Source organism: Agromyces sp. S2-1-8 (genome assembly GCF_021129215.1).
GTDB classification, from domain to species: domain Bacteria; phylum Actinomycetota; class Actinomycetes; order Actinomycetales; family Microbacteriaceae; genus Agromyces; species Agromyces chromiiresistens.
The window spans coordinates 837,791-859,157 of the sequence record NZ_JAJOLP010000001.1; the positions used below are offsets into that span (position 1 = coordinate 837,791).

The 21,367-nt window shown below is 72.7% G+C and carries 21 protein-coding genes; 9 read left to right on the forward strand and 12 right to left on the reverse strand.

Annotation, left to right across the window (positions count from 1 at the left end):
- Position 1: 1 nt before the first annotated feature.
- The gene (locus tag LR269_RS03855; RefSeq protein WP_231429384.1) at positions 2-574 is read left to right on the forward strand and encodes a carboxymuconolactone decarboxylase family protein; all 573 of its coding nucleotides are present in this window, start codon (positions 2-4) and stop codon (positions 572-574) included.
- A 25-nt stretch (positions 575-599) separates the two neighbouring features.
- Here LR269_RS03855 and LR269_RS03860 read toward each other — a convergent pair whose 3' ends face one another.
- Positions 600-2,516: a substrate-binding domain-containing protein gene (locus LR269_RS03860; protein WP_231429385.1), complete on the reverse strand. Its 1,917-nt coding sequence runs from the start codon at positions 2,514-2,516 to the stop codon at positions 600-602.
- A gap of 214 nt (positions 2,517-2,730) precedes the next feature.
- Positions 2,731-3,402 (reverse strand): hypothetical protein, encoded by a 672-nt coding sequence (locus LR269_RS03865; protein ID WP_231429389.1) that lies wholly within the window; start codon positions 3,400-3,402, stop codon positions 2,731-2,733.
- A 73-nt stretch (positions 3,403-3,475) separates the two neighbouring features.
- Here LR269_RS03865 and LR269_RS03870 point away from each other — a divergent pair, with 73 nt between their 5' ends.
- The 3 genes from LR269_RS03870 to LR269_RS03880 all read left to right on the forward strand — a co-directional run bounded on the left by LR269_RS03870 (position 3,476) and on the right by LR269_RS03880 (position 7,313).
- Positions 3,476-4,105: a MarR family winged helix-turn-helix transcriptional regulator gene (locus tag LR269_RS03870; protein WP_231429392.1), complete on the forward strand. Its 630-nt coding sequence runs from the start codon at positions 3,476-3,478 to the stop codon at positions 4,103-4,105.
- 72 nt (positions 4,106-4,177) lie between these two features.
- Positions 4,178-6,394 (forward strand): LuxR family transcriptional regulator, encoded by a 2,217-nt coding sequence (locus LR269_RS03875; protein WP_231429394.1) that lies wholly within the window; start codon positions 4,178-4,180, stop codon positions 6,392-6,394.
- Positions 6,395-6,713: 319 nt separating this feature from the next.
- Positions 6,714-7,313, forward strand: a complete 600-nt coding sequence (locus tag LR269_RS03880; RefSeq protein ID WP_231429406.1) for an RNA polymerase sigma factor — start codon at positions 6,714-6,716, stop codon at positions 7,311-7,313.
- 17 nt (positions 7,314-7,330) lie between these two features.
- Here the strand turns inward: LR269_RS03880 and LR269_RS03885 are convergent, their stop codons facing one another.
- The 6 genes from LR269_RS03885 to LR269_RS03910 all read right to left on the reverse strand — a co-directional run bounded on the left by LR269_RS03885 (position 7,331) and on the right by LR269_RS03910 (position 13,114).
- The gene (locus LR269_RS03885) at positions 7,331-8,776 is read right to left on the reverse strand and encodes an MFS transporter (protein WP_374201075.1); all 1,446 of its coding nucleotides are present in this window, start codon (positions 8,774-8,776) and stop codon (positions 7,331-7,333) included.
- A gap of 167 nt (positions 8,777-8,943) precedes the next feature.
- Positions 8,944-9,828, reverse strand: a complete 885-nt coding sequence (locus tag LR269_RS03890) for a serine protein kinase RIO (RefSeq protein WP_231429407.1) — start codon at positions 9,826-9,828, stop codon at positions 8,944-8,946.
- A 242-nt stretch (positions 9,829-10,070) separates the two neighbouring features.
- Positions 10,071-10,520 carry a hypothetical protein gene (locus LR269_RS03895; protein ID WP_231429409.1) on the reverse strand — a complete coding sequence of 150 codons (450 nt, stop codon included), beginning with the start codon at positions 10,518-10,520 and terminating at the stop codon, positions 10,071-10,073.
- On the reverse strand, positions 10,517-11,782 hold the full coding sequence (locus LR269_RS03900) for a hypothetical protein (protein WP_231429412.1): 1,266 nt from the start codon (positions 11,780-11,782) through the stop codon (positions 10,517-10,519). The genes LR269_RS03895 and LR269_RS03900 overlap by 4 nt, the downstream gene beginning before the upstream one ends.
- Before the next feature lie 7 nt (positions 11,783-11,789).
- Positions 11,790-12,431: a SipW-dependent-type signal peptide-containing protein gene (locus LR269_RS03905; RefSeq protein WP_231429413.1), complete on the reverse strand. Its 642-nt coding sequence runs from the start codon at positions 12,429-12,431 to the stop codon at positions 11,790-11,792.
- An 8-nt stretch (positions 12,432-12,439) separates the two neighbouring features.
- Positions 12,440-13,114 carry a SipW-dependent-type signal peptide-containing protein gene (locus tag LR269_RS03910; RefSeq protein ID WP_231429418.1) on the reverse strand — a complete coding sequence of 225 codons (675 nt, stop codon included), beginning with the start codon at positions 13,112-13,114 and terminating at the stop codon, positions 12,440-12,442.
- A gap of 120 nt (positions 13,115-13,234) precedes the next feature.
- On the opposite strand from LR269_RS03910, the gene LR269_RS03915 reads away from it, so the two are divergent.
- Positions 13,235-13,819: a TOPRIM nucleotidyl transferase/hydrolase domain-containing protein gene (locus LR269_RS03915; RefSeq protein ID WP_231429420.1), complete on the forward strand. Its 585-nt coding sequence runs from the start codon at positions 13,235-13,237 to the stop codon at positions 13,817-13,819.
- Between the two features lie 34 nt (positions 13,820-13,853).
- On the opposite strand, the gene LR269_RS03920 is transcribed toward LR269_RS03915, so the two are convergent.
- Genes LR269_RS03920 through LR269_RS03930 form a run of 3 tightly spaced genes read right to left on the reverse strand, consistent with a single transcriptional unit; the run spans position 13,854 to position 16,986 of the window.
- Positions 13,854-14,645: a sulfite exporter TauE/SafE family protein gene (locus LR269_RS03920; protein ID WP_231429422.1), complete on the reverse strand. Its 792-nt coding sequence runs from the start codon at positions 14,643-14,645 to the stop codon at positions 13,854-13,856.
- On the reverse strand, positions 14,642-16,210 hold the full coding sequence (locus LR269_RS03925; protein ID WP_231429424.1) for a gamma-glutamyltransferase family protein: 1,569 nt from the start codon (positions 16,208-16,210) through the stop codon (positions 14,642-14,644). The genes LR269_RS03920 and LR269_RS03925 overlap by 4 nt, the downstream gene beginning before the upstream one ends.
- A complete protein-coding gene (locus tag LR269_RS03930; protein WP_231429426.1) occupies positions 16,207-16,986 on the reverse strand; it encodes a FadR/GntR family transcriptional regulator in 780 nt (259 codons plus the stop codon). Before LR269_RS03930 ends, LR269_RS03925 begins: the two co-directional genes overlap by 4 nt.
- Before the next feature lie 129 nt (positions 16,987-17,115).
- Here LR269_RS03930 and LR269_RS03935 point away from each other — a divergent pair, with 129 nt between their 5' ends.
- Genes LR269_RS03935 through LR269_RS03950 form a run of 4 tightly spaced genes read left to right on the forward strand, consistent with a single transcriptional unit; the run spans position 17,116 to position 20,617 of the window.
- Positions 17,116-17,970 (forward strand): ABC transporter substrate-binding protein, encoded by an 855-nt coding sequence (locus tag LR269_RS03935; RefSeq protein ID WP_231429427.1) that lies wholly within the window; start codon positions 17,116-17,118, stop codon positions 17,968-17,970.
- A 44-nt stretch (positions 17,971-18,014) separates the two neighbouring features.
- Positions 18,015-18,836: an amino acid ABC transporter permease gene (locus LR269_RS03940; protein WP_231429429.1), complete on the forward strand. Its 822-nt coding sequence runs from the start codon at positions 18,015-18,017 to the stop codon at positions 18,834-18,836.
- Positions 18,837-18,846: 10 nt separating this feature from the next.
- Positions 18,847-19,647, forward strand: a complete 801-nt coding sequence (locus tag LR269_RS03945; protein ID WP_255679823.1) for an amino acid ABC transporter ATP-binding protein — start codon at positions 18,847-18,849, stop codon at positions 19,645-19,647.
- Positions 19,648-19,663: 16 nt separating this feature from the next.
- Positions 19,664-20,617, forward strand: a complete 954-nt coding sequence (locus LR269_RS03950) for an arginase family protein (RefSeq protein WP_231429430.1) — start codon at positions 19,664-19,666, stop codon at positions 20,615-20,617.
- Here the strand turns inward: LR269_RS03950 and LR269_RS03955 are convergent.
- Positions 20,614-21,348, reverse strand: coding sequence for a FadR/GntR family transcriptional regulator (locus LR269_RS03955; RefSeq protein WP_231429433.1), 735 nt, complete (start codon positions 21,346-21,348; stop codon positions 20,614-20,616). The two genes, LR269_RS03950 and LR269_RS03955, sit on opposite strands and share 4 nt — an antisense overlap.
- Positions 21,349-21,367: the final 19 nt, after the last annotated feature.

Genomic DNA, 21,367 nt, shown 5'->3' on the forward strand with positions numbered 1-21,367 from the left:
GATGACGATCATCCGCACCGTGCCCGAAGCCGACGCGACCGGCGCCGTCGCCGCGATCTACGCCGACGACGTCGACGAGCTCGGCTACGTCGCGCCGCACACTGCGGCGATGGCGATGAACCCCGAGGCGCTGCACGCCTTCGAGCAGTTGATCCGCTCGGTCGTGCCGACGCTCGGCCTTCGACGGTACGAGCTCGTCACGCTCGCGGCGGCGCGCGGCACCGGGTCGGCACACTGCCGGCTCGCGCACGGCGCGAAGGTGCTCTCGAAGGGACTCTTCGGCGAGGCGCAGCTCGAGCGGATCGCCCGCGACTATCGCGACGCGGGGCTCGCCGACGACGAGGTCGCGATGATGGCGTACGCCGAGCAGGTCGGCCGCGACGCGTCGGCGATGACCGAGGCCGATGCGCTCGCGCTGCGCGAGGCCGGCTTCGGCGATCGCGAGATCGTCGACATCACGATCGCCGCGTCGGCGCGGGTGTACTTCGGAAGCGCGCTGCAGGCGCTCGCCGTCGACGTCGACGCGCCGCCGATGCTCGGCCCGGCCGTGCGGGCCGCGCTCGATCCGCGCTGAGGAGGGGCGACGCCCCGCCCGACGGTCAGAAGCTCGTGACCAGCTCGCCGAGCACGTCGGCGACCTTCGTCGGGTCGGTGGCGTCGTAGAACTGCGCGCCCGTGGCGGTCGAGATCTCGCGCAGGCTCGCCGTGTCGGCGTTCGCGCCGTAGGCGAGGGTGAAGACCAGCACGGGCGTGTCGTCGTGCATGCGCTCGAGGTCGGCGAGCATCTGCTTCTTCGTCGTCGTGCCGGGACCGAGCGTCTCGTTCTTGCCGTCGCTGAGCAGCACGATCGCGTTGATGCGCTCGGGGTCCCACGCCTCGGCGCGTTCCTTCGCGAAGCTGTCGACCGCGGCGTAGAGCGGCGTGAACTCGATGGGCTTGAGCCCGCCGAGCGCCTCGAGGAACTTCGTCCGCTCGGTGCGAGCGTCGGCGACGGGGCTCACGAGGCCGGGCGTGATCGGGCCGTCGTCGACGGCGCTGAACGCGGCGAGGCCGATGTTGTCGCCCTTGGTGAAGTGGCCGAGGGCCTTCTCGATGGCGGCCTTCGCGGCGGCGAGCTTGGTGTCGCCGGTCGCGATCTTCTCCTCCATCGAGCCCGACACGTCGACCAGGAACAGGACCTCGGCGCGCTTGCGCACGTCGGGGAAGGTGCTGTCGATCGCGGCGAGCATCTCCCGGCCGGGGAACGCGAGCGCGCCCGACGGCCGCTCGGGGAGAAGCCCGACCTCGCTGACGACGGGGTCGAGCTCCCCGTTGAGGTCGTGGTAGCCCGAGGCGCGCACGATCTGTTGCCCCTGCTTCGTGCCCGCGAACCGGAGCAGGTCGGCGGCCGCCTCCTTCTCGGATGCGTCGACCCAGGGCCCGGCCAGCACGGTGAAGGGGTTGTCGGCGACGTAGTAGCCGTCGCTCGGGTAGATCGGCACCAGCCGCTCGCCGGGCGGCGTCGACTCGGTGCGACTCACGCCGTCGGGGCTCGTGATGCCGCGGTTGTAGTCCCAGACGGTCTTCTCATCGACGATGACACCCGAGAGGAAGTCGGCGATCGAGCCCTCCTTCTCGGAGAGCCGCGCCTGCGCGAGGAAGCGCTCGGGCGTGGCCATGTAGTGGCTCGTCGCGAGTTCGTCCTGCCGGACGGCGTCCATGACCTCGGGGTCGCGGATCTGGCTCGTCGTGAGCTCGGCGACCGAGCCCGCCTCGCTGCCGAACTCCGCGAGCATCGCCGCCTGGCCCGAGCTCGCCATCAGCGGGCTCGTCTTGCCGAGCTTGAAGGTGCCCCACTCGGGGTGGCTGAGCCAGCTCCACGTGGCGTCGTCACGGGCGGCGTTGAAGACGTCGTTCCACGTCGGGCGCGTCTCGCTCCAGCCGATCGCATCGGCGAGCGGCTGCGGCATCGCGAGCACGATCGCGGAGGAGCCGATGCTCGTGCCCTCGGTCGGCACGTTCGCCGCGCCGCCCGAGTCCTGGGCGACGGCGAGCCAGGAGCTCGCGTCGGGCACCCAGACGGTCGGCTTGTCGTCGGCGGCGGTGCCGGGGAAGCCGCCGGCCGCAGCGGTCGCCGCGGTGCTCGAGGTCTGCTTCGTCACGGTCGCGTCGACGCAGCGCCCGTCGACGCTGCGCGGCTGCGCGTTGTAGCCGTCGACGAGGCGGGCGACGAGCTCGGCGTTCTCGTTCGACGAGAGCACCGTGAGCGCGATGCACGGCTTCTTGCCGTCGACGGCGGAGGGCTGGTCGGCCGGGAAGACGCCGGGCTCGGCGGTCGTCGACGCGAACGGCGTCGGACCGGACGGGTCGGCGCCCTGGGCCGTGAGCACGACGGCGGTCGCGACACCGCCGCCGAGCAGGACCAGCACGAGGCTCGCGCCGGCGATCACCCACATGCGGCGCTGCCGTTGCCGCTGCAGGCGATGGCGATGCCGCACCTCGGAGCGGTCGCGGCGAGTCGGGTCGTCGCTGCTCATCGGCGGCGACCTCGCGCGCTTCGTCGCGGTGCGAGCGTGCTTCGGCTGGTTCGCGCGGCACGGTGGAGGGCCGGCTCCGGCGCGCAGGTGACGGCTTCGTCGGGCATCGTTGCGTCCTGGGGGTGGGTAGGGGGTCAGGCGATCCTATCCTGCGGCGGCCGCGCGGCCAACGGCGCGCCCCCGACCTCCACGGCTCGGACGCCGTACCGCTCGTTCACCGGCCGGGGTGCTGGTGGACGCGCGTGCGATCCCGATGCCCGTGGTGTTCGTTCCCGTGGTGAGCATGGTGGTGGCCGTGCTCGTGTCCGTGGTGCGCGCGCCCCTCGTGCCCGTGCGCGTGCCCTTCGTGCCCGTGCCCGTGGTGCGCGTGCCCGTGGTGCCTCCGGTCACGGTCATCGTGCGCGGCGCGCCCGTGCGAGTGGCCGCGGCGGGCGTCGCCGTGATGACGACGGCGAGGCATCCGCTCGCCCTCCTGCCAGCCGAGCTCGCGGGCGACCGCCTCGAGCGTCGCGAGGGTGGTGCGGTAGTCGTCGGGCGCGACGGCGCCGGCGACGCGCGAGCGCAGTTCGGCGACGCGCTCGCGGAGCGCGGCGTACGAGACCTCGCCCTCCTCGGTGAGTCGCGGCGCGCCCGGCTCGTCGGTGACCCAGCCGCGGGCGACGAGCGGTGCGAGCCGTTCGGGGTGGGCGGTGATCTTGCGACGCAGCCGTGCATCGTCGACGGTGCCGGCGATGAGGTTGAGCCGTCGCCAGTCGCGGCGCGTGATGCCCTCGTCGGCGAAGAGGTCTCGCATCGCGTCGTCGAGCTTGCGGTCGACGACGCGCAGCCAGTACCCGATCGGCCGCTCGGCGGGGATGGGGGTCTCGGTGTTCTCCGGGATGTTCAAGGGTGGTTCCTTCCATGACGCAGGTGCGTCGTCGATTGCATGTCGCATGACATGTATATGTACAATGACATACATGAATGATGCGCGTCAAGTCCCGCCCGGCGACCGTCCGGGTGCGGGAGACGGCGGGCCCGAGGCATCCGACCCCGTGGCGGCCGTCGAGGCCGCGCTCGTGGCGATGCGCCGCGACCAGGGCCGAGGCCGGCTCCAGCGCCGCGGCGAGCACGGCGGCCCGCATCACGGTCACGGCCTGCAGGCCGACCGGCACGGGCATCACGGCCACCACCACGGGGATGCCCCGGCGGAGGCACCGCGCCGAGGGCGAGGCGGCCCGGGGCTCGCGCAGGCCGCGAGGTTCCGGCTGCTCGATGCGCTCGAGGCGGCGCCGCAGCCGCCGTCGGTCGGCCAGCTCGCCGACGCGATCGGGGTCGACCAGCCGCGCGCCAGCCGGCTCGTGCAGGCCGCGGTCGAGGCGGGTCACGCCCGTCGCGAGGTCGATCCGTCGGACGCGCGGCGCAGCGCGATCGTGCTCACCGCGGCAGGCCGTCGCGTGCTCGCGGGAGCACGCGACACGCGCCGCGGCGCGGTCGAGACCGCGCTCGCGGGCTTCACGCCCGCCGAGGCCGCCGAATTCGCCCGGCTGCTGTCGCGCTTCGTGGCAGCCTGGCCCCGCGACACGCCCGATGGCGGTCGCACGACCTGAATCCGCACGGCCAGGCGACCCCGGCCAATAGCATTCGAGCTAGGCGGAGCAGAACGCCGTTCGGGGGAGCCGTTGGAGCAGACAGACGTTCTGGAGTACCTGCACGACACGAAGGTGACGCCACCGCCGATGCGACGGGGCCAGGCGAGTCGGCGGGAGCTCATCCGCGCCGCGCGCGAGAGCGGCCGCACGCACGTGGCGGTGACCGCCCCGGCCGGGTACGGGAAGTCGACGCTCGTCGCCGAATGGGCCGATTCGGAGGAACGGCGCGTCGCGTGGGTCTCGCTCGACAGCCTCGACGACGACCCGGCAGCGCTCCTCGCGCTCATCGCGGCGGCGTTCGAGCGGATCTCGCCGTCGAGCTCGGAGGCGATCGGGCGGATGCGCTGGCAGGAGGGCTCGGCGCTCAGCCGTTCGGCACCGCTCCTCGCCTCCGTGCTCGCCCGCGCGGACGCCCCGTTCCTGCTCGTCATCGACGACCTGCACGTGCTGTCCTCCCCTGCCTGTCACGACGTGCTCGATGTGGTGCTCGACGGCGTCCCAGCCGGTTCCCAGTGCGTCGTCACGAGCCGGCACGAACAGCCGTACGCCGCCCGGCGGCGCGTCGACGGGCGGCTCTACGAGATCACGACCGCGCAGCTCGGCCTCGACGTCGCCGCTGCTGCGGTGATCTTCCGGCGCGAGCAGGTCGACGCGAGCGACGAGGAGCTCGCCGAGCTCGTCGCGCGAACGGAGGGCTGGGCGAGCGGGCTCGTCCTCGCCGCGCTCGTCGCCCGCTACGAGGGCGACGTGCTCGCGATCACCGGCGAGGACCGGTTCGTGCACGACTACCTCTACCGGGAGCTGCTCGAGAAGGTCCCGGTCGAGGTGCAGGACTTCCTCGTCCGGACCTCGGTGCTGACAAGGATGTCGGGCCCCCTCTGCGACGCGCTGCTCGGCCGGTCGGACTCGCAGGCCATGCTCCGCACGCTGGAGGAGCGCAGCGCGTTCCTGATCCCGCTGGACCGTCGTCGCACCGGCTGGTTCCGCTACCACGAGCTCTTCCGGGAGTTCCTGCTCGCCGAACTCCGGCGGCGGGACCCTGCGCTCGTGGCCCCGCTCCACCTCCGCGCCGCGGATTGGTTCGGCGCGAGCGGTGACCCGGCGCGCGCGATCGAGCACGCGCTCGCCGCCGGCGATCGTGGCCGCTCGGCGCGGCTCCTGACGCAGGCGGCACTTCCCGGGTACCAGAGCGGGCGGTTCTCGACGGTCAGCCGTTGGATGGACCTCGTGGGCGACGAGGTGATCGAGTCCATCCCGCCGCTCGCCGTCCTCGCCGCCTGGACGGCGGTGCTCAACGGGGACGTGGCCGGGGCCGAGCGGTGGGCCGACCTCCTCGGGCGGCTCGACCCGGGCGAGGATCCCGACGGCGTCGACCTGCCGTTCGTCGGCGGCCGTGCGCTGCTCGCGGTGGCGATGCTCCGCGACGGTCCCGACACGGGGATGTCGGACGCGATGACCGCCCTCCAGACCGTGCCGGTGTGGAGTTCCTGGCGCGATCTCGCGTTGTGCCTGTTCGGCGAGATGTGCCTGCTCGAGGGGCGCACCGAGGAAGCTGATCGAGCATTCGCGGAGGCTTCGGAGATCGCGACCCGGCGTCGGAACTTCGTGCGCCTCGCCCTCGTCGAGTCGGAGCGCGCCGGCATCGCGATCGAGGACGGGCGCTGGGACGATGCCGCCTCGCGCGTCGTCGTCGCGTTGCGAGCCGTCGAGGAGGGACACATCGAGGACTACGCGATCGCCTCCCTCGCGTGGGCCGTCGGAGCTCGAGTCGCCCTCCACCAGGGCGACGAGGCGAAGGCGCGGGAACGCCTGGCGCAGGCGATGCGGACGCGAGCGCTCAGCACCTACGTGCTCCCGTTCATCGCCGTCCGCGTGCGCCTGCACATCGCGAAGGCGCTGCTCGCGTCGGGCGATCGCGACGGGTCGGCGCAGTCGGTGGAGGAGATCTCCGGCATCGAGGTCCACCGGCCGCGCCTCGGGCGGCTGGGCGATCAGGTGCGCTCGCTTCGAGAGCGGCTCGACATGGCCTCAGTGGCGGGCAGCCGGCTGACGCCCCTCACGCCCGCGGAGCTCAGGCTGCTCCCGTACCTGCAGACGCACCTGACGCTCGCCGAGATCGGCCAGCGGCTGTACCTGTCGCGGAACACCGTGAGCTCCGAGACGGCCTCGATCTACCGCAAGCTGCAGGTCACGACGCGGGGCGCCGCCGTCGACCGGGCGATGGCGCTCGGCCTGCTGGGGGCCTGAGCGGGTGGCTCGGGCATGAGCTGAAGAACGGGGGCCGCCGCGAACCCGAATCGCAGCGACCCCCTCACGGTCAGGGATCTGACCGTCGGCCGGGCTACCCGACCCAGACCTGGAACCCGATGCCCGACGCATCCGGTTCTATCGGTTAAGGAGTCGCGGTCGCGGCGATCCTTACGCAGGACCCGCGGAATCCGGCTTCGCACGATATGTGGGATGGCGCGCCGCAGCCCGCTCGGTAGCTTGCTCGGTACCTCGGGGCGGGAGGTTGCTTCGAGGGCACTGTCGAGCCTTACCCGAGACGGATGCCGAGGTAACCCGAATGTCGCCGCAACTCCCACCCGCCTGCGCCGCCGGCGCCGCACCGACCGAACCGACCGACCGCGAACTGCTGCAGCGGACCCGGGGCGGTGACGACGAGGCCTTCGCGGCGCTGTGGCGCCGCCACCACGGGCCGCTCTGCCGATGGGCCCGCACGATGACGACCCGGTTCGAGGCCGATGAGCTGGTGTCCGAGGCGTTCGTCCGGCTGTTGCAGGCGATCAGGAACGGGCGGGGGCCGGAGACGGCCGCGCGCGCATATCTCCGAGCCGTCATGCGGAACCTCTCGATGGAGTGGGCCCGTCGCGCCGTGCCCGTCGTCACGATGGACGGCTACGACGACCTCCTCGTCGCCGAGGACCTCTTCGCCGGCGTCGACGACGCGGCCGACCGCTCGTCGGCCGTGCGGGTCTTCCAGTCGCTTCCCGACACCTGGCAGCGCGTGCTGTGGCTCGGAGACGTCGAGGGCCTCCCGCCGCGGGAGATCGCGACGGCGCTCGGCATGAACTCGAACGCCGTCTCCGCGCTCCGCTTCAGGGCGGTGCACGGGTTCCGCCGGGCGTACGCGGCGACGGCCGAGCCGGCCGGTCGGGTCGCGTAGCTGCGGGCGCCGACCGCTCAGCGCTGCGTCGGCACCTTCACCCAGAGCATGAGCACGAAGCCGGCGACGACCACGAGGATGATGCCGAGCACGCCCCAGTACGTCGCGCCGAACAGCAGGATGAACGCCGACCAGAGCATCGGCGAGAGGAAGCTCGCCGCGCGCCCCGTCGTGGCGTAGAGACCGAAGATCTCGCTCTCGCGGCCGGCGGGGGTGACCCGCGCGAGGAACGACCGCGACGCCGCCTGGGCGGGCCCCACGAAGAGGGTGAGTGCGAGGCCGAAGATCCAGAAGACGAGCTTGCCCGCGTCGTGCAGGAAGAAGACCATCGACCCGGCGACGATGATCCCGCCGAGCGCGGTGAGGATGACCGCGCGGGGACCGAACCGGTCGTCGAATCGGCCCGCGACGATGGTCGAGACGCCCGCGAGCAGGTTCGCGGCGATGCCGAAGATCATGACGTCGTTCGACGAGAAGTGGAACGCCACTGCGGCGATGACGGCTCCGAACGCGAACACCCCGGCCAGGCCGTCGCGGAACACCGCGCTCGCGAGCAGGAACCAGAACGTCGGTCGTGAGTCGCGCCACAGCGCTGCGATGTCCTTCGCGAGTACCACGTAGCTGCGCCAGAACGACACCCGTTCGGCCCGCGGGGCGGGCGGCGCCTCCGGCACGTAGACGAGCACGGGCCACGCGAAGAGCAGCGTCCACACGGCGCAGCCGAGCGCGATCACGCGGAACGCGAGGCCGTTGTCGGTCGGCATGCCCCACCAGTCGAAGCTCGTCGCGACGACCACGAGTACGAGCGCGACGATGCCGCCGATGTAGCCGAGACCCCAGCCGAGCCCGGAGACCTTGCCGACCGTCTTCGGCGTCGAGACCTGCACGAGCATCGCGTTGTAGTTGACGCCCGCGATCTCGCTGAACACCGTTCCCGCGGCGATGAGCGAGACGCCGAGCAGGAAATAGGCGGGGGAGCCCTGCACGAAGAACAGCCCGACCATGCAGGCCACCAGCAGCGCGGTCGCGCCGCCGAGCCAGAGCTTTCGACGGCCCGCGACATCGGCGCGCTGGCCGAGCACCGGCGCGAGCACCGCGATGAGGACGCCGGCGACCGTGATCGCCCAGCCGAGGCCCGAGGCGAGGTCGGCGAGCCCGCGCTCGTACGCCGGGTCGCCTTCGCCGAGTTCCGCGACCGCGGGATCGAGGAAGACGTCGCTCGTGAGGTAGAGCGCGGTGAACACGAACGTGAGGATGACCGAGTTGAAGGGCTGCGTCGCCCAGTCCCACAGCGCCCACGAGAACACCTGGCCGCGCGGGATGCGCCGCCCCTCCTGCATCTGCAGGCCCATCACGCGGATCGCCCCGCTCTGCGCGGTCGCCGGCGGGGCGGCCGGCGCACCGTACGACGGGGACGGCGCGGCGTCGGGCGACGCGGGGGCGTCGTGGTTCGGGTCGGTCATGTGGGCAGTCTCCCGGCGTCCGGTGAACGGGTGGTGACGGCGCGCGCCGGCCGGGGCCGATCCGCGTCGATCGAGTGCACTGTATCGCGAGGCGGCGCCGATGCACGCTGCGGGCGCGTCTCGCGTTCAGGATGCCCCGGCCGAGGCATCCTGAACCGCGCTCCCGCTCACATCGCGACCATGCCGACGAGTTCGCCGAACAGCTCCTCGGGGTCGCACTCGAGGCGCTGGCGGGTGAACCACGAGCACACGTTGACGCAGTCGCGGTGCAGCAGGTCGAAGCCCTGCGGGTTCGACACGAGGTCGACGACCTGCGGCAGGTCGATCACCACGATCCGGCCGTCGTGCACGAGCAGGTTGTAGGGCGAGAGGTCGCCGTGCGCGAGCCCGCCGGCGGCGAGCGTGTGCATGAAGTCGACGATCTGGTGGAACAGCTCGCGGAGCTCGCCGGGCGTCGCGCGCACCTGGGCGAGCCGAGGCGCCGCGACGCCGTGCGCGTCGCCGATGAACTCCATGAGCACCTCGGTGCCCGCGACCTGCACGGGGTACGGAACGGCCGCGCCGAGTTCGGTGAGCCGCGAGAGCGCCTCGAACTCGGCGTAGGCCCACTGCACCTTCGCGACCTCGCGGCCGAACGAGGTGCCCTTCGCTACGGCGCGGGCGTCGCGGCTGCGGCGGGTGCCGCGGCCCTCGGTGTAGACCTGCGACCGGTGGAAGTCGCTGTGCTCCGCGCCGCGATACCGCTTGGCCGCGAGCAGCACGGCGTTGCCGGCGACCGCGGCGTCGGCACCCGGCACGGCGCGTTCGATGAGGAAGAGGTCGGCCTCCTTGCCGCTCTTGACGACGCCGAGCTCGGTGTCGATCGCGGCGGCGGAGGTGACGAGCCAGTCGGGTCGCGGCTCGGGGCCGCGTTCCGACGGGGTGGTCGCGGGCCAGGTCGACCAGCGCTGGTCCTCGCCGGGCTCGATGTCCTGGAAGGCGAGGTCGCCCGCGTCGAAGCGCGGGGTCGTGAAGGCGGGAAGGTCCGTGCGCGAGTTCACGATGGAACGCACGACAGCGGTCTCGTCGAGTGACGACGTCAGATGCAAGGTGGTTTCTCCGAAGGACGCGGAGGCCACCGCCGCGGATCAGCGGCTGAGGGCGGCCTCGCAGGATGAAGGGATGTCGAGGTGCATGACGAAGACAGCCATGGTCGTCTCCTCTCCTTCACCCGGATGCTCCGGGGCCGGCGCCCGGTGATGGACGCAGCTTCGGCAGTCTAGGGCGGATCGGGTCGCCCGTCCAGCATTCCGTCCTACGGAACCGAACAGGTCGAGTTCACGTTGACCACGACGGTCGTGAACGAGAGCGAGCCGGTCTTCGCCGCCGACTCCCACCCGCCGGGCCCGACGGCGAAGAGCGAGAAGGTGCCCGAGCCGATGCCGAGCAGGCCGTTCGTGAGCTGGAGCGAGGTGGCGCCGGCGGCGAGCGTGCCCGAGCCCGCGAGACCGCCCGTGACCGTCCAGCGGTACCCGGTGCGGGTGAGCCCGCCCGCCGGCGCGGTCCAGTTGAACGTCACGGGCTGCAGGAGCCCCGCCGTGCAGGTCATCTGCGTGACGGCGGCGACGCTGCCCGAGGCGAACGTCCCCGTCGCGCGCTCGCCGTCGTTCCACGCGGCCTCGGTCGGCTGCGCGGTGCCGATCAGGGCGGCGGATGCCGCGACCGCCGCCGCGGCCACGACGATGCGGAGCCGTCCGCGCCTCATCGGGTCGCCCCGTGTCCGGCGGATCGGCGACGGCGGCGCGATCCGGCCAGGAGCGCGGCGCCGCCCAGCGCGAGCGCGGCGACGACGGCGATCACCGGCGCCGCGACCGTGCCGGTGCCGGCGAGGCCGTCGTGCGCCCCGCTGCCCGGTGGGCCGATGCTCGCCTCGTCGCCACTGCCGGTCGCACGCACGACGAGCGTGGCGAGCCCGGCCGGGGGACCGGCCGACGGCGCCATGCGCACCTCGAAGCGCAGCCATCGCTCGTCGTCGCTTGACATCGTGAGAAGCGGCAGCCGCTGCCCGTCGACGGGCAGCTCGAGGCCGTCGGCGACGGTCGTCGGTGCCCCGCAGCCCGCCGCGGTCCAACGCTCGGCGCACCAGGCGACGTCGCCCACGAGTCCGAGGGACGGCGATCCGGTACCGCTCAGGGTCACCGCGATCGTGCCGCGCTCCGGAGCCTGCGCCGACACGCCGACCTCCCAGACCACCGTCTCGCCGGGCGCCATGCTGGCCATCGCCTGGGCGTCGCCGACCGAGACGAGCCGGATCACCTCGCCCTGCACCACCGTCTCGTCGGCGGTGACCCCGACGCCCGCGCGAGCCGGGGCGGCGGAACCGAAGACAGCGGTGCCGATCGAGACGGCGACGAGGCCGAGTCCGAGGGCGCTCGCACCCGTCGCCGTGCCGCGGCGGTGGCGCGGTGCTGCCCCGGGCAGGGCGTCGGGTCGCGATGCCCCGGGTGAAGGCGCGGAGGGGCCTCGGGGGCGACGTGGCCAGAACGCCCACACGACGAGCGCCGTCGCCCCCAGGGTGAGCCCGCCGAGCACGCGCGCGTCGCCCAGGGCGGCGATCACCGGTGCGGCGCCGGGCACCGAGAACAGCACGATGCGGGCGGTCGCGACGTCGTACGGCGCCGGGTCGTCGACGGGGTTCGCATCGCCCCGAAGGGTCAGCGAGCGGGTCGACGGCCGGACGCCGTCGTCGATCGCGACGACGCGGTGCGTGACCGGCAGCCGGCCGGGACGATCGACCGTGACGACGTCGCCGACCGCGAGCGACGAGGCGGGCACCTCGCGCACGACGGCCGCGGAGCCGGCCGGGATCGTCGGACTCATCGAGCCCGTGCGGAACAGCACGATTCCCACGCCCAGGCTCACCGCCGCGATGACGAGCACGAGGCACAGCGCCCCCGCCGCCGCAGCGACGGTCAGCAGCGCATCGCCGGCGACGGCGAGGCCGCGGGAGGGACGTGCTCGAGGCATCCGGCTCTCAATTCGACGATGCGGCGGTGAACTGCCACGTGACCGTGGCCGACTGCCCCTGGTAGCTGTTCGCGGCGCCGTTCACGACGCGAACCTCGAAGCACAGCCCGATCGCGCCGCCGGCCGCGGCGACCGGGCTCGCGACCGGGGTGCCCGGCACCGAGGTGACGGGAAGCCAGCTCGAGGCCCCGCCCGCGATGTACGCGGGCGTGCCCGTGAATGCCGCCGCAGCGCAGGTCGCCGTCGGGTTCGGCGCGGTCATGCGCACCGCGCGGTATTCGAGCGCCGCGACGAGTCCACCCGAGTTGTTCGTCACGCCCGTCAGCGACACGTCGCCCGCGACCGTCGTCGCGGTCGTCGTGCGCACGTTGAGCCAGGCGTAGTGCGACACCCCGGGCGACATGCCGGTCGCCGCGAACGACAGCGTCGCCCCCGGCGCCGTCGGGCGACTCGCGTACGTCGGCGAACCCGCGCTCTGCGACTCGGTGTCGAACACGCTCGCGGCGAAGCTGCCGGTGGCGACCTCGGAGTCGTTCCATGCCGCCATGGTCGCCGTCGCTCCGACGCCGAAGACGATGCCGCCGGCGAGCACCGCTCGCAGGTTGCGGGCGCGCCGCCGGCGATCACGGGGCGCGCGATGCCGTGACACGAGCACGCCTACGGCAGCACGTCGCCGGACTCGGCGGCGAACTCCCACGTCACCGTGCCCGATTGGCCAGACTCGAGCCCGGTGCCCGCGGTCACCGCGAAGCAGAGGAACTTCGGCGCCCCGGCCGCCGTCAGGTCGAACGCCGGCGCGGCTGCCGGGTCGGTCACCGCCTGGTCGGCGACGAGCGCCGTTCCCGGCGGCGGGGTCGCCGCACTGCAGTCCTCGTTCCAGGCGTCGACGGCGTACAGCGAGTAGGTGAGGTTCGCCCCGATCGTGCCGCCGGTCGTCGAGGCGACGGTGACGGCGGCCTCGTAGTCCGACGTCGGGATCATCTGGACGGCGAACGGCGCGTACACCGTCGAGCCGGGGCTGAGCTCGTCGGCGTCGAGCGCGAACGTGAGCGTCTTGCCCGGAGCGGTCGCCGAGCTGCTGAATGCGGTGCCGTCCACGCTGCCCTCGATGCCGAACGCGCCGGCACCGAACGTGCCCGTCGCGAACTCCGAGTCGTTCCAGACCGCGAGCGTCACCGCAGCCCCGACGCCGAGGACGAGCCCTCCCGCCAGGATCGCGAGGACCTTGCGGCGGTGGTCGCCCGGCTGGGCCCCGGTCGATCCGTCCGCCGGTGGCCGGGCACCGCCCGTCGCCGTGCCCCCGCCGGTCGTCGCGCGTGTCGTCGATGCCATGAGTCGTCCCCCCAGACGCCCGGGCTCTCGTGGATGTCCCCCGATTCGGGTCCCCCAACCCGGTCTTCTGGAGCCTACCGGCGCGAGTGGGGACGCGGAAGGGGCGAGTAGGGTCGGCACATGCGCGACATGGTGCTCGTCGAGGCATCCACCCTGGTGCTCGTCGAGGGCGAGAGCGACCGGCTCGCCCTCGAGGCGCTCGCCGCGCGCCTCGACGCCGACCTGCCGGCGGCCGACGCCGCGGTCGTGCCGATGGGCGGCGTGACGAACCTGCGGCATCACCTGGCGGCGCTCGCGCGCGAGGCCGAACCGCGGCGGGTGCTGGGGCTCTTCGACGCGGGCGAGGTCGCCTACGTGCGACGCGCCGTCGACGACGCCCGGCTCGGCAGGCCGGGCGACCCGCTCGAGGCGACGGGGTTCTTCGCGTGCGAGCCCGACCTCGAGGGCGAGCTCATCCGCGCGCTCGGCGCCGCCCGCGTCGAGGAGCTCCTCGCCGAGCACGGCGAGCTCGCGCGGTTCCGCACGTTCCAGCACCAGCCCTTCCAGCGGGAGCGGCCCGTCGAAGCGCAGCTGCGCCGGTTCATGGGCACGCACGCCGGGCGCAAGGCGCGGTTCGCGCCGATCCTCGTCGCCGCCCTCGAGCCGCGCCGCATCCCGGCGGCGATGGCGGCGCTCATCGCCGAGGCCGTCGCGGGCGCCGGCTGAACGCGGCGCGCCCGTCAGCCGCGTCGACCGCCCGTCACCCGCGTGCCGCGCGGCGAGCCTTCACGTGCTTCTGGACGAGCTGCCAGGCGGCGAACGCGAGCAGCAGCGAGAACGCGACGTTCGACGCGAACGGCGTGATCGCCTGCGCGGTGAGCGTGCCGAGCGGCGAGACGATGCACGCGGCGATGCCGATCGCCGCGGCCATGCGCAGGTCGACGTTGCCGCGCCGCAGGTTGCCGATCGTGCCCGAGATCGAGCCGGGCACCATCATCGCGAGCGAGGTGCCCTTCGCCACGAGGTCGCTCGCACCGAAGAAGAACATGAGGATCGGCACCAGGATGATGCCGCCGCCGACGCCCATGAGGCCCGACAGCACGCCGGTCAGCACGCCGACGACGACGAGCAGCGCCCCGGTGAGCACGTCGATCTCGATCGCGGCATCGCGCTGGGGCACGACGAGCCAGAGGCTCACGCCGACGATCACGAGGAACGCGAGGAACGACCAGAACAGGATGTCGCGGGGGAGGCGCGCGAGCAGCCAGGTGCCGAGCTGGGCGCCGACGACCACGCCGACCGCGATCAGCGCGGCGGCGATCCAGTCGACATGGCCCGTGACGCCGTAGCTGATCGCGCCGACGATCGCCGTCGGCAGGATCGCCGTCGTCGAAGTGCCGGCGGCGAGGCGCTGATCGACGCCGAGCAGCATGAGCAGCGGCACGACGACCACCCCGCCGCCGACGCCGAAGAGCCCGGAGAGGTAGCCGGCGACGACGCCGATGCCGATGAGCGCGAGGAGCGGGCGGCGCGCGGTCTGCTCGACGGTCATCGCGCCACCGCCTCGGGCTGGGCCTCGACGACGATCGCGGAGCCGTCGGACCGGGGGTCGCTCGCCGCGTCGAAGCCGCCGTCGGTCACCCGGATCAGGTTCGAGTGGCCGAGGCCCTCGTCGCGCGGCCGCACGACCTTGACCGCGAACTGCGGGGCGGCGTCGAGTGCCGCGCGGGCCGGCGCCGCGACATCCGACTCGGCCGTGACGGTGGTCGCGGTGTCGCCGTCGTCCTGCACGCCGACGACCCAGCGCGGCGCACTCGTCGCCTCGATCGCCGACGCGCCGGCGAGCGTGCGGAGCAGCAGGTGCGCGTGGATCTGGGGCTGCGCCTGGCCGCCCATCGTCGCCTGCACCTGGAGCAGCTCGCCGTCGCGCATCACGAGCACGGGCATGAGCGTGTGCGGCGGGCGCAGGCCCGGGGCGAAGGCCGCCGGGTGCGCCGGATCGAGCGAGAACGAGGTGCCGCGGTTCTGGAACAGGATGCCGGTCGAGGGGTCGAGCACGCACGCGCCGAACGCCCAGTAGACCGATTGCACGAGCGAGACCGCCCAGCCGTCGGACGAGACGGCCGTGAGCCCGACCGTGTCGCCGAGCGCTGGGCGGCCGTCGTGCGACTCGGCCGGCGCGTCGACCGTGATCAGCTGCACGCCGTCGAGCGGCGCGACATCGGGGTCGCACAGCCACGCCGCGCGCACGCGGTTCGCCGCGTGGAACAGGTCGGCCAGCTCGGCCGCGTCGGCGCCGAGGGGGTCGCGGAGGTCGCGCTCGGCGACGCCCGTCACGGCGCGGAGCAACGAGAACCCCTGCGTGTTCGGCGGGGCGGTGACCACCTCGACGCCGAGCGCCTCGAGGCGGAGCGGGTCTTCGACGATCGGGCGGTAGGCCGCGGCATCCTGCGCGGCGATGCGGCTGCCGAGGGCGGCGAGCCCCGCGATCCAGCGCGCGGCGACCTCGCCCTCGTAGAACTCGTCGGGACCGTGCTCCGCGAGGCGGTCGAGCGTGTCGGCGAGCGCCGGCTGCACGAGCGGCTCGCCCTCGTCGAGCGGGGCGTCGCCGGGCAGGAACACCTCGCGGCAGCCGGGGTCGGCCGCGAGCGCGTCGCGGTCGTCGCGGATGGCTCGGCTGACCGAGAGCGCGGTCGGCACGCCGGCGCGCGCGTGGTGCCGCGCGGGTTCGAGCCGCTCGGCCCAGCCGAGCCGGGCCCCGAGGTCGGCGAGCGCCTGCCAGCCGCGCACGCCGCCGGGCACGGTCACCGTGTCGATGCCGCGCTTCGGCAGGGCGTCGCCGTGGCGCTCGCGGAGCGCGTCGAGCGTCTGCGCTGCCGGCGCCCGGCCCGTCGCGTTGACGAACCGGATCTCGCCGTCGGGGCTGCGGACGAGTGCGACGAGGTCGCCGCCGAGCGCGACGTTGTTCGGGTAGACGACGCAGAGCGCGGCCGCGGCGGCGATGGCCGCGTCGATCGCATTGCCGCCGGCGCGGAGCATGGCGGCCCCCGCCTCGGTGGCGAGGTGGTGCGACGTGGCGACGGCGCCGGAGATCGGGGGGTTCGGAGTGTCGGTCATGCGCGGATCGCCTCGTTGGTCGGAGTGGGCAGGGAGTCGGTGGCCGCGGGCATCGCCGCGGGCCCGACGTTGGTACGGATCGCGGCGAGCACCTCGTCGACGTGGGCGCGGGCCTCGCGTTCGGCGGCGCCCGAGTCGTGCGCGGCGATCGCCTCGAAGATGCGCCGGTGGGCGGCGCTCGACGCGCTGCGACGCTCGGGCGACTGCAGGCCGCGGCGGCGGCTCGGCTTGATCTGCGTCGCGATGAGGTCGGTCAGCTGGGCGAGCAGCGGGTTGTGGGTGTACTGCGAGATCGCCTGGTGGAAGGCCCGGTCGAGCTTGGCGTAGCGCTCGAGGTCGGTCTCGGCCTCCATGCTCTCGACGAGGCGGCGCAGCTGCGCGACGTCGCGATCGGTCACTCGGATCGCGGCGAGTGCGGCGATGGGCGGCTCGATCGCCGCGCGCAGCTCCATGATGCGCGCCAGTTCGTGGCTGCCGTCGTCGGAGCGCTCGAGCATCGAGGTGAGTGCTGAGCCCATCGCTCCGCCGCGATCGCCGGGGGAGACGACGATGGTGCCGCGGCCGGGCCGCCGGTCGATGAGCCCGCGGCTCTCGAGCTCGTGCAGGGCCTCGCGGATCGAGACGCGCGAGACGCCGAGCAGTTCGCCGAGCTCGCGTTCGGGCGGAAGGCGGTCGCCGGGCTTCAGCTCGCCGTCGAGGATCAGGCGCTCGAGATCGACCGACAGCCGGCCCGGCACCGAGAGCGCCTCGAGGCGGCGCAACGACGTCCACTCCATGTTCGATCCTCTCGCGGAATGCCCCGTTCGCGAGCCGTCGGCGGAGGGCATATCGACAGCTTGACAGTTGGTCCTACCAACTGTCAAACTGGGCCACCACAACGCTGTGCCCTCGACCAAGGAGCCCCCATGACCGGCCGTTTCCCCCTCCGTCGCATCGCCGGCGCCGTCGCCGCACTCGCCGTCGCCGCATCGCTCGCCGCCTGTTCGAGCTCGGGTTCCGGGGGGTCCGCCGCCTCCGGCGACGACGCCCTCGGGCTCGTGAAGCCGGGCGCGCTCACCGTCTGCACGGGAGACTCGCCGCCCAACATCTTCTACGACGAGAACAACGAGCTCACGGGCGTCGAGATCGACATGGCGAACGCCTTCGCCGACAACCTCGGCCTGAAGACCGAGCTCGCCGAGTACGCGTTCGCGGGGCTCATCCCCGCGCTGCAGGCGAACCAGTGCGACGTCATCATGGGCTCGCTCTACATCAAGCCCGAGCGAGAGGAGATCGCGAACTTCGTGCCCTACCTCTACTCGGGCACCGGCGTCGGCGTCTCGAAGGAGAACCCCAAGGGCGTCACCGGCGTCGACGACAGCCTGTGCGGGCTCAAGGTCGTCGCGATCACCGGTGCCACCGGCGGCAACGGCGCCGAGGAGCTGTCGGCGAAGTGCGAGGCCGACGGCGAGAAGGCCCTCAACCTCACCCTCGTCGACGAGGGCACCGCCGCCGTGCAGCAGGTCATCACGGGGCAGCAGGACGCGTTCATCGACACCTCCGAGATCATGGACTTCTACAACCGCGAGTCCGACGGCGCGCTCGTGATGGCTGGCGAGCCGGTCGGCAAGATCAAGATCGGCGCCGCGACGCTGAAGGACAACACCGCGCTCAACGAGGCGCTCGACGGTGCGATGCAGCAGATCATCGACGACGGCGACTACGCCGCGCTGCTCGAGAAGTGGGGCGTGCAGAGCGCCGACATCACCGCCGGCGAGTAGTCCGCTCGGGCACCCCGCGACACGAGTCACCTCGGAGGAGACCCATGACATTCGACTGGACCTATTTCTGGCAGAGCCTGCTGACGCCCAGCGAGCAGTTCCTGAACGGGCTCGCGCTCACGATCATCATCTCGGTGGTCTCGATGGTGCTCGCGCTCGTGCTCGGACTCGTCATCGCGCTCATGGGGCGGAGCCGGTTCCTGCCGCTGCGCATCATCGCGAGCCTGTACGTCTGGGTGATCCGCGGCACGCCGCTGCTCGTGCAGCTGGTGATCATCTACACGGGGTTCGCGGCCGTCGGGCTGTTCCGCTTCGAGGACGCCGACCTCGCGGGGGTGCTCATCAAGGGCGCCGTCCAGGCCTCGATCGTGGGGCTCATGCTCCACGAGAGCGCCTACATCTCGGAGATCGTCCGCTCGGGCCTCGAGTCGGTCGAGCGCGGCCAGAACGAAGCGGCGCTCTCACTCGGTCATACCCCGCTCGGGGCGATGAGGTACATCGTCGTCCCGCAGGCGATCCGCATCATGGTGCCGCCGCTCGGCAACTCGTTCAACGGCCTCATGAAGACCACCTCGGTGCTCTCGATCATCGGCGTCGCCGAGATGTTCCAGGTCGGCAGCACGATGGCGTCGTCGACGTTCAAGGTCTTCGAGATCTACCTCGTGATCGCCATCTACTACCTGGTGCTCACGACGGTGTGGACCGTCGCCCAGACCGCGATCGAGAACAGCCTCAACGCACGCGCCGGGCTGCCGAGGGCCGAGTCGGCGTGGAAGCGGCTCTTCGGTCTCCGGAGCCGCAAGGCGTCGCCCGCGCAGGCGACGGCCGAGACATCCCGCGTGCTGCAGACCGATGACGCCTACTGAGGAGCGGACGATGAACGACTACACCGTGGCCACCCCGATCGAGACCCGGGGGCCGATCGTTCGCGCCGTCGGGGTGCGCAAGTCCTTCGGCGACCGCGAGATCCTGAGCGGCATCGACGTCGAGGTCGAGCGCGGAGAGGTCGTCGTGCTCGTCGGCGCCTCGGGCGCCGGCAAGACCACCTTCCTGCGCACGCTGAACCGCCTCGAGCCGATCGACGGCGGCGAGATCGACGTCAACGGCGAGCAGATCGGGCAGCACGCGAACGGCAAGGGCAGGCTCGTCGAGCGGTCGGCGCGGGACCTCGCCCGGCAGCGGGCGGACATCGGCTTCGTGTTCCAGCACTTCAACCTGTTCCCCCACATGACGGTGCTCGAGAACATCTGGCACTCGCCCGTACGGGTGAAGGGCGAGAAGAAGTCCGAGGCCGTCGGCTACGCACGCGAGTTGCTCGCCCGGGTCGGCCTGGCCGACAAGGCCGACGCGCGACCCAGGTCGCTCTCGGGCGGACAGCAGCAGCGCGTGGCGATCGCCCGTGCGCTCGCGATGCGGCCGGCGCTCATGCTGTTCGACGAACCGACGAGTGCGCTCGATCCCGAGATGGTGGGCGAGGTCCTCGCGGTCATGCGCGACCTCGCCAAGGCCGGCATGACCATGATCATCGTCAGCCACGAGATGGGCTTCACCCGCGAGGTCGCCGACCGGGTGATCGTGATGGACGGGGGCCGCATCATCGAGTCGGGCCCGCCGGCGCAGGTCTTCACCGCGCCCCAGCACGAGCGGACGCGGCAGTTCCTCTCGAAGGTGCTCTGACGGGAGGGATGGCTCGATGACCGTCAACGATCGGCGACGCGCGCCCGGCACCCTCTTCGGCGTACCGCACGCCGCCTCGGCGGAGGGAGCCCGGGCCGCCGTGCTCGGGATCCCGTTCGACATGGGATCGCATCCGTCGCGCATCGGAGGGCGGGGAGGCCCGGCTCACGTCCGGTCATCCTCGCTCCTCGTGGCCGAGACCGCGGAGGACCTCGGGATCAACCCCGTCGATCACCTGGGGCTCGTCGACCTCGGCGACGTCGAGGTCACCCCCGGTCAGGTCGACGACGCCTTCCGGCGGATCGCCGCCGAGGTCGGCGCGCTGCTCGACTCGGGGGTGATCCCGATCACGATCGGAGGCGACGGCGCGGTGACCCTTCCGCAGCTCCGGGAGGCCCATAGGAGGCACCCCGACCTGGTCGTCGTGCACTTCGACGCGCACACCGACGCGTACGACCTGTTCGAGCCGTTCGAGTTCAACAACGCGAACTCGTTCGTGCACGCGGCACGCGAGGGCATCGTCGACGTCGCCCGCTCGTTCCACGTCGGCATCCGCGACACGGAGCTCGCCGGGCGGCCGGGGGTCGTCGGCTACGCCGAAGCGCTCGGCTATCGCGTGCGATCCATGCGCGCCGTGCGCGAGCGGGGCGTCGCGGACGTGCTCGCGGAGATCAGCGAGGCCATCGGCTCGCGGCCGGTCTACCTCTGCTGGGACATGGACGTCTTCGACCCGTCGGTGGCGCCCGGCGTCGTCACGCCGGCGTGGGGCGGGCTCAGCACCGCGGAGGGGCTCGAGCTGCTGCGCGGCGTCGCCTCGCTCGAGGTCGTCGTCTTCGACGTCAACACCGTCTCGCCGCCCCACGACATCGTCGGGCAGACCGGAAGCCTCGCGGCGCACGTGATCCTGGAGTTCCTGGCCGCGGTCGTCGAGCGCGGCGTCCTCGACCGCCAGGCGCTCCTCGACCGCTAGGCGCCCGCCGACCGCGCCTTCGCGGACGCCGCGGCGATCTCGATCTGCTGCTGCACCTCGACGAGGTGCGCCGCGGCCTCGCGCGCGGCGGCCTCGGGGTCGCCGCCCGCGATCGCCGAGAGGATGCGCCGGTGCGCGGCGGTCGACGTCTCGCGCCGCTCGTCGGTCTGCAGCACCGTCGAGCGGCTGGGTGCGATGAGGTTCGCGATCTGCTCGTTGAGCATCGCGAGCAGCGGGTTGTGCGTGTACTGCGCGATCGCCTGGTGGAACGCGCGATCGAGTTCGGCGTAGTGCCCGTGCGACTCGGGGGCGGCCATCGCCTCGACGAGCTGCTCGAGCTGGGCGAGATCGCGCTCGGTCGCCCGCCGTGCGGCGAGCGCGGCGATCGGGGGCTCGATGATCGAACGCAGTTCGAGGATGTGCGGGATCTCGGAGTGCGTCGAACCGAGGACATCGGCGAGTGCCGCGCTCGACGCGTCGCGCGCGTCGGACGGTGAGAGCACGACGGTGCCGCGACCCGGCTTGCGGTCGATCAGCCCGCGGCGCTCGAGTTCGTGCAGCGCCTGCCGCAACGACACCCGCGACACCCCGAGCCGCTGGGTGAGCTCGAGTTCGGGCGGCAGCTTCTCGCCCGGCTGCAGGGTGCCGTCGAGGATCAGCCGCTCGAGCCTGATCGACAGTCGATCGGGCACCGAGAGCGAACGGTCGCGCCCGACTTCAGACCAGTCCATGAACCCTCCTCAGTCGATT